Consider the following 10,509-nt stretch of genomic DNA (forward strand, 5'->3'; position numbering starts at 1 on the left):
TGGAAAAAAAACACCATCACGCTTGTGATTATTTTCCATCTTGTAAGGTAAAAAATTGAAAGTCAAACAAAAATGCCGAAAGGCACTATTATTTCTCTTGTGTATAACTATTGACTTTTCTGTCAAAATAGTATACATTAAAAATGTCTTTCAGTTCTTCTATAGACTGAAAGGGCATCACATCTTAGGACAACCCTCTTCGCGGAGGGTTGTTTTGTTTTCGCCTCCTTGGTCCCTATAACGTAGTTCTCTCCCCCAAATATCCTCTTGCACATTTAGTATGTCATAATAACCATCCCCACCCGTTTTTAATTCTTCAGAAATATTATTCTTGGAAGAAAAGATATAGACTTTTTTGCCGCCGTTCCTTAGATACGTCACCAAAGCCAAAAAGTCCGAATCGCCGGAAAACAAGACGGCGATAGTATATTTTTTAGAATGATGGACCGCATCAATTGCTATCTCTACATCCATATTGCCTTTTTCTTCTACAGATTGACCCTCGGCACTGGCGGTGATGATTCTTTTTAATTCTTTTTTACGCACCTTAAAGCCTAAACCCTTTTTAAGAAAGGTATAAAATTTATGTTTTCCTTCCAGGCTGTATTCTCTGGTGCCGTCGGCCGGATAGGCAGTATAATAAAAAACTTCTATAGCGACTCCATTAAATTCTTCTTTTATAAATTTTCTTAATTTTTCGTAATCAAAAAATTTTCCTTTGGCTTTCTGTGCCGCCCACAGGTTAGATGCATCGATAAAAACATAGATGACATTATCTTCAAGATACTTCCCTATCCACTCGCTCATGATCTTTTTAATCTCGGCCAGATGCTGTAGCGCGCGAAAGGTGTGCGGCGCACCTGCGACAACGTGGAACTCTTTGGGCCCGGGCAGAGCGTCAAAAAGCATTTTTTGGTGCACGGGCGGCGTACTGTTGTCAAGCTCACCGGCAATCAGGAGCACCGGCATGGTCAATTTATTTACTTGAGGCAATAAATCGTAGTGCAGGCGGTCTTCCACATGCGACCATTTTAATTTTTTAATTCTTCCCGGGACTTCCGCGTTCTCTTCAATGCGCCAGCCGGTTTTTTGCCATACTTCCAAATTCTTTTTGTACCGCGGCGTTTCCAGACTCAACTTGCCGGAAATCACGGTTGAAATCGGCGCAAGCGCTTTCACTTGCGTTGGATACTTCTCCGCGTACAGGGCAACCGAGATGCCACCCAGACTGTGGCCGCAGAGCCAGAACGGCTCCGCATACCACCTCTGCGTTTTGCTCCAGTTGATAACGTCTTCCAAATCTTCGTAATAATTGGTGAGGGTCGCGTCCGCATAATCACCGTCGCTTTCGCCGAAGGTATTTGTAGTATCAAAATACACCACGCTCAAGCCGTGCTCCTTGAACGCGGCGACGAAGACCTGGATGTGCGGCTGATACTTATCGCCACCCAAACCGTGCATGACAAAGGCCATGCCTTTGGCATTTGGTGTTTCTTCCACAACCACGGCCATATTTTGATTCTTGCGATTTCTGATGAAGAGCTTTTGCATACGTTTTAACTTACAAAATAACCTCTTCGGCGTCGTCAATGTCGCTGACGCGCGGCAGAATGTAGACGTCGCGGCGAAAGTCATCCGTGCCGATGAGTTTGCCCTCGCCTTTGCGGATGCGCTCAAACGGTTCGCAGGCGCGGCAGCCGTTGTGCGGACAGGCGAATTTTTTCAACTGACGCGCGAGCTTCATCTGACGCGCGATGTCCAAAATTTTCAGACGGGAGGCTTCCGCGTCGGGCAATTCCAAAAGCGAGGGCGCGTCATCCATGGCCAAATACCAGTAACTCATGCGCGCCACGGTGCGGTTCTGACAGTTGGTAGCGAGCAAATAATAAATAGGCAGCTGCAGTGAATTTTCCACCCGCTTTTGGCCGGTTTTAAAATCAATGATGTGCACGGCATCCTGGTCTTTCAAATACTCCATCCAGTCAATGCGGCCGCACAAAATCAACTCTTCTTCTTCGGAAAGCCAGTAGTAGAGCAGGTCTTTTTTTATTTTTACCGCCAAATTTACGAGCGGACCCGGATTGTCGTAGACGCGTTGCAGCATGTCTTCGCCGCGCTTTTTGTAGCGGTACTCCTGGTCAACGCCGGAAAAGCCGCCTTTTTCTCCGGCAATGTTTTCCCACTCTTTACGAAATTTTGGCAGAAGTTCCAGCGTGATGCGCTCGTTTGCAGGCAACACGGAGAGTGACTCTAAAACGCTGTGCACAGCCTGGCCCAAAGCAAGACTGGGCGCCATCAGCGTGATTTTATGTCCGGTCACCGGGTCGCGGTAGACATTTTTAAGGTAGTAGGCGCGCGAACACTCCAAAAAATCCGTAATGGATGAGTGCGACGCCCAGGTGGCGGCGAATTTGTCAGACATGTGATTTAGTTATTTTTTCCAAATAGCGCGGGCGAACTTCCAGACATGCTTGATGACGACTAACATGATGAAGAAGTACAGCACGTACTGCGCGAGCACGAAAATCAGTGCGAGCAAATTAATCGTAACATCCTGCACGGTCTGGTTGATGTTGCGCACGAAGTCTTTAATCGCAGCCTGCCAGGAGTCTTTGATGGTACGGCCGTCAATGTATTTATTCTCAACCACGTTCACGCGAAAATACGTATAGTCCAGCCGGTCCAGTTGTTCGGCTTTGGCTCGGCTAAGCCGGTCTAATTGCTCATTGATATTGATGCGTTCCTGCGTCAGACGCTCAATGAGCTGCAACTTGCTGTCAATAATTTTGGCCAGGCTTTCCACGTCGCGCGCGCTGGTGGCGAGCTTGCTGATTTCATCGTAGGCGTCCATGGCATCGTTCAGGGTCGCATTCACCGAGTCAAGTTTTTTCTGTAAAATTTCGGTTTCGGAGGTAAAATCTTTAATTTGCGACTGTATTGTATATGAATTTTCAGCAAAGTCTTTGGGGTCAAAATTTTTGATGAATGAAACGACCTCGCCTACCGCCGGCGTTTTGACTTTAAAGACGTAGTTACAGCCCCGCTCGTAGCGATTTTCATTTTCAAAAATAATATCCTCGCGCGCCTTCAAATCCGAAACCGCATTGCAGGTGTCATCCAATTTGCGTGTTTCAATGGTGGCGCTGTAATCGGTCACCTCAAACTCCTCGGCCATATCCCCGGTCGTGCCGGCAACGGGCGGCACCGGCGCAATGTTGCGCACGGACAACGCCATTCCGGCATCACTGCCTGAATACATTTCCTCGCTTTTGATTGAATAACTGCTGTCGTAGGCCGGCGCCATTCCCATGCTTGATGATATGATACTGGGCGCATTCTGACTTGAAACCGTAGAATGTATGGCACTGAACGACGAACCGGCGATACGGAAAAAAAGTCCGAAAATCGCCACCAGAACAATCGCGGCCAGAATAATGCCGGCCGCTTTCACCAGCGTAGCGACCGGTTTTTCATTGAATTGTTTTAAAATGTCCATAGATATAAATTAAGTAAGTTAGCCTTTTGTTTTAGTATAACAAAAATCGCCTCCTTTGGCGATTTTTGCGCGGCGCATCCTTTGCGGAAGCTATCGCTTGCTACGGCAGTCGCACTCGCAGTCCGGCGCGCAGGTGCAGCAGTGCACGCACACGCTCGGCTCGCACGAGCAGGCGGTGTTCTCATCCAGCGGCATGCCGCAATCGCACTTTTTTTCTGACATAACTTTTAAATTAGTAGGTTATACTATCTTTATTTTCCCACTTCGCGAACAAAAAGTCAAAGCAGAACATGAATAAACTGTCTGATTTATTGCAATATTTCCCGCTTTCTGTATAATGAAAACAGTTTTGGGAGAGGTGCCGGAGTGGTCGAACGGGGCACCCTGCTAAGGTGTTAACCGCGCAAGCGGTTCGAGGGTTCGAATCCCTCCCTCTCCGCCAGATTACCAAGTTTGAACCTCGATAAAATAAGGGATTTTGAAAGCCAAAATAGCACCCAAAAGGTGCTATTTTAAGTAAAATGCTCAAAACCTATTTTGGGATATACCATAATAGGATATAAACTATATTTATAAAAATATGCCAAAATCAACACACACTGATGATTATAAAACAACTATTAGCCGCCTGAGAAAGGTTAGACTTGAATTAGGTTTAAAGCAAGAAGACGTTGCAGATAAGCTCGGCAAGCCGCAATCTTTTGTTTCTAAAATTGAATGTGGAGAAAGACGATTGGATATTGCAGAATTAAAAGAATTGGCAAAACTTTATAAAAAAGACCTGACTTATTTTATTTAAAAATATGAATTTAGAAAAATTTAGTAAATTTTTAAAGACCGTTGATCTTCATGCATATCGTGACAGATTTAGACCTATAAAGATTGTTGAGATGGATTTACCAAAAGATATTCAGGCTATTTCTTTATTGTATAAAATTTATTGGGATAAAAAAAAGTTTATAGATTATGATGATTTTTATAAAGAATATCTAAAAAGATTAGGTGATAATATTGAAAGTTTCCGAAAGAAAATTTTAATGTGTGATAAATGTTTTTACTTGGGTTTGCCCGCAAGAATTTATAGAACATGGGCAAGTATTATTACTCAAATACATGCCGGTTATGTTGCTGAATCAGTATTTGGGGCTGGTAGCGTGGAAATGTCAGAGGTATTAGATCATCAAGGTGCTGATTTTAGAGTCACTTACAAAAACAAAAAATTTAACTATCAAGTTAAGAAAGAGACACATAGTCGGGAAGTTAGAAAACAAAAAGAATCAAAAACAAAATTAGACGGAGAATTTATTGATATTCTTTATAATGTTCCGACAAACGATGTTTTTGATAATCCTAAAACTAAGAAGGGCGAATGGAGAAAGCCTTACAAAGAATTTATTGCTAATAAAAAATTAGAAAGATTTAATAATGGTTTTGTTGTTTTCACTCCAACAATTTTTGAAATAAAGAAAAAAGAAATTGACTCTAAATTAAAATAGCTTGGATATAATTTTTACTGAAGAAATTGTTTTTTCTGCTATTTTTACATAATCAGGATTAATTTCAAATCCGATATAATTTTGACCCAACTCTTTTGCGGCTGCACATTCAGCCCCTGTTCCAACAAATGGTACTAGTACCACGCCATCTTTTTTGGGTGTAGCTGATTTAATTAATTTTCTGCAAATTTCAAGCGGTTTTTGTGTAGGATGTTTAACTATTTCATGATCAGTATGATTTTTTAATTCTCTTGGCTCAAAAACATTTCCTCCGCAAGTTTTACAGATAAACCACCTCTCGTTCATGCCAGCCCCACCAGCTAATGCTGGTATTTTAATTACATCTCTTGGTAGCGCACCACCTTCATGTGCCTTATAAACAGTTTCTTGTCCGCCTTTACTGTATCTGCCTATAGTGCCTTTGCGTATCTTGCCGGCAGCGCCGTTTAAAAAACCTTCAGTATAAGGCTCTCTTACTTCGTCGCGATTAAAAATTGGATTATCTTTCCAAGCACAAATTATTGATTCGTGACTCCTTTGCCAAAAATTCAAAGAGGCAACATTTTTATTTGTGTAGTGCCAAATGAGCCATCTTTTATTTATTGGTATTTCAACAGAAAGGTACGCTAAAATTTCACTAAATCCGTATATAAACATTGTCCCTGTCGGCTTCATTACGCGGATTGATTCGTTTATCCATGCTTTACACCAAGCAACATATTCATTTAATTCACGCTTATCAAGATTATTCCCAAAATCTTTCCCGATATTGTATGGTGGATCAATAATAATAACGTCGCAACTCTCATCTGGCAATTTTTTTAATTCTTCTACAGCATCACTCAAAATAATTTTATTCAAAGGAAGTGTTTTATTTCTTTTTACTTCTTTACTTTCAAAAAGTTTTTCCGCTTGTAAATCTACCTCGTTCCTTAATACGTCAATAACGATACCCTGTATTGTTAACTCCTTATCTCTTTTTATGATAATAGGTTCAATGGTTTTATTTGCTGGCTGTAATCTTATGTGATTTTTCTCTTTATAAAACTTTTTTAAAGTAGCTTCGTAATTATCTACCAAGGCAACTACTTTTTGGCCGTTCTCGGCGGTATCCTGCTGTTTAACCAAAACTAAGTCTCCATCGTTTATATTCTCATCAATCATACTATTTCCAACTACCCGCAGTGCATAAAATTCGCCAGTGTGGGATATTTTGCTTTTTGGCACAGCAATCATTTCTTTATTTTGAATTGCTTCAATAGGTTGTCCGGCGGCGATCAAACCAAGTAATGGTATATTTACCATTTTTTCATTCTCGTAAATATTAATTGATCTTGGTCTATTGTCTTGTTTGCCTACAAATCCCAAGTCCCGCAGTTTTTTGACATGAAAATGGGCAGTAGAAACAGAGGCAAGTTTAAATTTTTTGCGTATTTCTTCCAAAGAGGGGGCATAGCCCTTTTTCTCATGATAGGAGGATATGAAGTCTAAAACTTGTTTTTGTCTTTTTGTTAGCATGAACTTGACCTTAGTTTTTATTAGCTCTATAATTATAGTATAATAGAAAGAAAATAGAAAGTCAAAAATTGATTTATCCACAATGTAAGAGTTAAAATTCACTTTATGAGCAAAATTAAAGTAATAAGCCCTAAGCCATACGAACATGTTGGAGCCTCATTTATTCTTTCAGGACAAGTTGCAAAATCTTGTTTAAAAACTAATTGGGGTAGCATAGATGACAGAATCCTCGGCAGTTTTGTTGATGTTGATGGATTTGAGTTTGCTAATACTGTAAGCGCCGATATTAAGCACGATGTATGTTCAATTTTTAAGAGAAAACTTAGTTTTTCCACCACCGTTCAATTTAGCCAATTTAACGTGCCGTTTATTGTAAAATCTCAAGGTCGGATCGCTCTCAAGTTAAGCACACACCAAAAGCACTGTGATCTATTTATTCCGCTAATTGTTAGCGAACTTGAACCTAAAGGTGGAGTTGACCCATCAATTGTTGAAAGACAAAAAACTATCGGACAGAGAATCACTCAATATGAAAAAGACTTAGAAAATTACAATGCTGAAAGAGAACGTATAGGACAAGCAACCACAAAGAAGGAAGATGAAATCGAAATATGCGACTACACAGAACGCGATAGACTCGAAGCAGAATTGGAAGAAAAGTATAAAGATGCAATTAAATGGCGCGGACCGCTTTTTGGCGGTCCCGATCTCTTACCTTTTGTTCTAAAAACTTGTTTGGAACTTATAACACTATGGGTTGTTAAAAATACGCTACAAGATTTGAATGATGCCTTATGGGGTAAATTTAAACAGGCAGTCAAACAAGTTTTTAATACAAAAAAAATAAATCCCAGTAAAAAGAACGACATCGCGTTGGTCATAAAACAAGCAGGGAAAAAGACTGTGGTTTTTCTTTTCAGTATAAATTTAACTTTAGACGAAGCGGAAGACGCATTGACAGAAGCTAAAAGGATATTAGCGAGTTTAACTGATGATACCTTGAGCAAAGAAACTTATTCCCCCATTGTCTTTAGGCTTAACAATTCGGAGAAAAAATGGGAAGAATCTTCTGATTGGATGGAGAATGATATAAGAGATGGAGAAAAAGTCGGGCATGTTGTTAATATTGATGACAAGATAGTTGGGCTGTCTCCTGATGATTACATTAAAAAAATAAAATCTGAACAATCTAAAACGCCAAACAATGGCAAGAAGGATGAAAAAGAGAGCAGTAATTAGTTTTAAGATGTTTTTTTGGAGCCTTGAATTATTGTTAAAATTTTGCACACTCCAAAATTTATACTAATAGTATTCTAATAAACCTTAATCGCAAACTTAGGAACCTCAAACCATTTCGGATTTTTTCTGTATAATTTGCGTAATTCCCTCATTTTTGGTTCAATAGAGGCAGCAAAAGGTGCAAACTTACGGACATCGTCCCCGCCAATTTTCATATTCAGCGAAATTGAAAGATGTTGCCTCTCCGCCCTGGGTGGAGCTATTTTTTATTTTTAAAAAAACTAATGTTTTGTTGCCGCCTTGATATACGGCTTTATCGGCCACAAAAGCAACGCGCCGCCAAACGAAAGGATAACAACCGTAATGATAAGAGCTTGAAATCCGGACGAAACCGCGATGTAGCCGCCCAAAGCCGCCAGCGCCGCGCTCGTCAAATCAGTGAGCGTAAAGTAAACCCCCCATTCAGTCCCCTCTTTTTCCCTGTCAATGTGGCGCGTGAATATCGCCATGTAGGTCGGGAACGTAAATGCCGTAAAGGCGCCTAATACAAATTGTACTATATAAAGCTCAAGCGGCGTACTGATAACCAAATACAGCAAAGGAACAAAGGCGATGAGAACGGTAAAAATAAACATGAGCCAAAAATCGTCTTTTTCCCCGCGAATTCTGTCAATGAGGTGCGCGATGGGAATCTGCAGAACGCTTTTGGTGAAAAGATAAATTGCCGCCGCCAGCCCCGCGACCGCTTCGTTGCCGCCGGTAATGAATTCCGTGATAAAGAGCGCAAAAATCGGCCCCAATAGTCCGGCCGCGCCGGTGAGCACCGTATCGGAGATAATGAGAAACCGGACAACCGGATTAATGTCTTTGAGAAAAAAGTATTGTAGTTTGGTTCCGCGTTTGGACATAGGTTTTATGTAAAAATTGCGTTAGCCGGCACCTCACCTAAGCTTTTACTTTCGCATACAGATTTTTCTGAAAAGCAAAGAATATTGAGCGGATACTGTCCACGCTTCCCAGCGATTGTTCCGCGTCGGCAATGGCGTGATATTTCAAATTGAGCAATACCGGCAATTTCTCTTCGCCAAGCTCCTCAACTCCTTTGGCTTCGTATTTAGACAATACAAAATCCAAAAACTCTTTTTGCCTTTCATCCAATCCTTTAAAAATTTTGTCTTTTGATTGCTCTACTCTTTGCGTTCTGGAAATTGGCTGTGTTAAAAATGATACATAAGTCAAGACATCAAAAAGATCGCTCTCTTCGGCATCAATCATCTTTTGCAGTGTTTCCAATTCGCCTTTGCCAAAACCAATTTCGGCAATATTATCCAAAAATGCTTTTCTGGTCGTTGGATTTGACCAAATACGCCGGAGCTCTTCTTCGCTCTTGAAAAATTCCGGCAGAGCGCCAAACATATTATCCATAAACTCTTGAATTGAAATCGGTTTGCCGTCCGCGCTATAAAACGAAGTTGAAATCATATGTTTAATTTCCCGTTCTTTGCCGTCAAAAAGCCTGGTTCCGCGACCGATAATCTGCTTGAATTCAATCATGGAATTAACCGGCCTCATTAAAACAATATTGCGGATATTGCGCGCGTCCACGCCGGTAGAAAGTTTTTGCGAAGTTGTTAAAATCGTTGGAATTGTTTTTTCATTGTCTTGAAATTCTCGTAAAAATTGTTCGCCGCGCGCGCCGTCATTAGCTGTGACCCGGACGCAATAATTCGGGGCTTTGCTTTCTTTCATCTGATTTATCAAATCTCTTATCAACAATGCGTGCGGTTGATTGGCGCAAAATATAATTGTTTTTTCGTTCTGATTAATTTCTTTCAAGATAACTCCCACACAATACTTTTCTCGTTCTATGATCTCAAGATTTTTATTAAAATCATTTATGTCATAAATCTTGCCTTGTTCCACTTCGCCTTCAATAACTTTATCGTCTGAAGTGTATGTATAATAATCCATATTCGTCTGAATTCTTCTTACCTTAAATGGCGTTAAAAATCCATCATTCACTCCCTCTTTGAGCGAATAAGTATAAACCGGTTCTCCAAAATATCGGTAAGTATCCACATTGTCTTGTCGTCTTGGCGTAGCGGTTAGACCCAGTTGAACGGCGGGAGAAAAATAATCTAAAATACCGCGCCAGTTGCTTTCATCATTGGCGCCGCCTCGATGACACTCGTCAATAATAATAAAATCAAAAAAGTCTGCCGGATAATCGCCGAAATACGGCGTTCCGTCTGGACCACTCATAAAAGTCTGAAATATCGTAAAATAAACGCTGCCGCTCATCGGCACTCCGCCTTTTTTACGAATATCCAAAGGATTGATTCTTACCAGCGCGTCTTGAGGAAAAGCGGAAAAAGCATTGAACGCCTGGTCGGCTAAAATGTTTCTATCTGCCAAAAACAAAATTCTTGGTCTTCGCGCGCCGTCTCGTTTCAAATTCCAGCGAGTTTGAAAAAGTTTCCAAGCGACTTGAAAAGCCACGGCGGTTTTTCCTGTTCCGGTCGCCATGGTCAAAAGTATTCTGTTTTTTTCTTCCGCTACCGCATTCAAAATATTATTGATGGCAATTTCCTGATAATAACGCTTGCCATATTCGCCTTCGTTTGGCACGCTCGCAAATTTTTCTTTCCATTTATTCCAGTTAGAAAATATTTTGTTCCATAGTTCGTGAGGTGTTGGAAAGTCGGCAATTTCGCCTTCTTCGCCGGTTTTCATGGATATAGCGTAAATCTCTTTGCCGTT

General features: G+C 40.9%; 11 protein-coding genes and 1 tRNA gene. 5 read left to right on the forward strand and 7 right to left on the reverse strand.

Features of this window, described 5'->3' with window-relative positions; translation table 11 throughout:
• Nucleotides 1-177: 177 nt before the first annotated feature.
• The 3 genes from WC310_05520 to WC310_05530 are packed head-to-tail and all read right to left on the reverse strand — an operon-like array spanning nucleotide 178 to nucleotide 3,496.
• Nucleotides 178-1,551 carry an alpha/beta fold hydrolase gene (locus WC310_05520; GenBank protein MFA5359241.1) on the reverse strand — a complete coding sequence of 458 codons (1,374 nt, stop codon included), beginning with the start codon at nucleotides 1,549-1,551 and terminating at the stop codon, nucleotides 178-180.
• 10 nt (nucleotides 1,552-1,561) lie between these two features.
• Nucleotides 1,562-2,422, reverse strand: coding sequence for a PD-(D/E)XK nuclease family protein (locus WC310_05525; protein MFA5359242.1), 861 nt, complete (start codon nucleotides 2,420-2,422; stop codon nucleotides 1,562-1,564).
• Nucleotides 2,423-2,431: 9 nt separating this feature from the next.
• Nucleotides 2,432-3,496, reverse strand: a complete 1,065-nt coding sequence (locus WC310_05530) for a hypothetical protein (GenBank protein ID MFA5359243.1) — start codon at nucleotides 3,494-3,496, stop codon at nucleotides 2,432-2,434.
• A gap of 55 nt (nucleotides 3,497-3,551) precedes the next feature.
• Here WC310_05530 and WC310_05535 point away from each other — a divergent pair, with 55 nt between their 5' ends.
• From WC310_05535 to WC310_05550, 4 genes are all read left to right on the forward strand, one after another.
• Complete coding sequence (locus WC310_05535; protein ID MFA5359244.1) at nucleotides 3,552-3,794, forward strand: hypothetical protein; 243 nt, start codon at nucleotides 3,552-3,554, stop codon at nucleotides 3,792-3,794.
• 54 nt (nucleotides 3,795-3,848) lie between these two features.
• Nucleotides 3,849-3,938 (forward strand) — tRNA-Ser (locus WC310_05540).
• A gap of 138 nt (nucleotides 3,939-4,076) precedes the next feature.
• Nucleotides 4,077-4,295: a helix-turn-helix transcriptional regulator gene (locus tag WC310_05545; GenBank protein ID MFA5359245.1), complete on the forward strand. Its 219-nt coding sequence runs from the start codon at nucleotides 4,077-4,079 to the stop codon at nucleotides 4,293-4,295.
• A gap of 4 nt (nucleotides 4,296-4,299) precedes the next feature.
• Complete coding sequence (locus WC310_05550) at nucleotides 4,300-4,992, forward strand: TaqI family restriction endonuclease (GenBank protein MFA5359246.1); 693 nt, start codon at nucleotides 4,300-4,302, stop codon at nucleotides 4,990-4,992.
• On the opposite strand, the gene lexA is transcribed toward WC310_05550, so the two are convergent.
• Entirely contained in the window at nucleotides 4,984-6,591 is a 1,608-nt protein-coding gene (gene lexA / locus WC310_05555; protein ID MFA5359247.1) for a transcriptional repressor LexA, read from the reverse strand. The genes WC310_05550 and lexA overlap by 9 nt on opposite strands.
• Nucleotides 6,592-6,615: 24 nt before the next feature.
• Between lexA and WC310_05560 the strand changes: the two genes are divergently transcribed.
• On the forward strand, nucleotides 6,616-7,749 hold the full coding sequence (locus tag WC310_05560; GenBank protein MFA5359248.1) for a hypothetical protein: 1,134 nt from the start codon (nucleotides 6,616-6,618) through the stop codon (nucleotides 7,747-7,749).
• Between the two features lie 74 nt (nucleotides 7,750-7,823).
• Here the strand turns inward: WC310_05560 and WC310_05565 are convergent, their stop codons facing one another.
• The 3 genes from WC310_05565 to WC310_05575 form a co-directional block, all read right to left on the reverse strand.
• Nucleotides 7,824-7,964, reverse strand: a complete 141-nt coding sequence (locus tag WC310_05565; protein MFA5359249.1) for a hypothetical protein — start codon at nucleotides 7,962-7,964, stop codon at nucleotides 7,824-7,826.
• A 66-nt stretch (nucleotides 7,965-8,030) separates the two neighbouring features.
• Nucleotides 8,031-8,657 (reverse strand): MFS transporter, encoded by a 627-nt coding sequence (locus WC310_05570; protein ID MFA5359250.1) that lies wholly within the window; start codon nucleotides 8,655-8,657, stop codon nucleotides 8,031-8,033.
• Nucleotides 8,658-8,694: 37 nt separating this feature from the next.
• The coding region (locus WC310_05575) for a DEAD/DEAH box helicase family protein (protein MFA5359251.1) at nucleotides 8,695-10,509 on the reverse strand (1,815 nt) is incomplete at its 5' end.

This window comes from Patescibacteria group bacterium (assembly GCA_041653535.1).
GTDB lineage: Bacteria > Patescibacteriota > Patescibacteriia > JACRDY01 > JACRDY01 > JBAZFH01.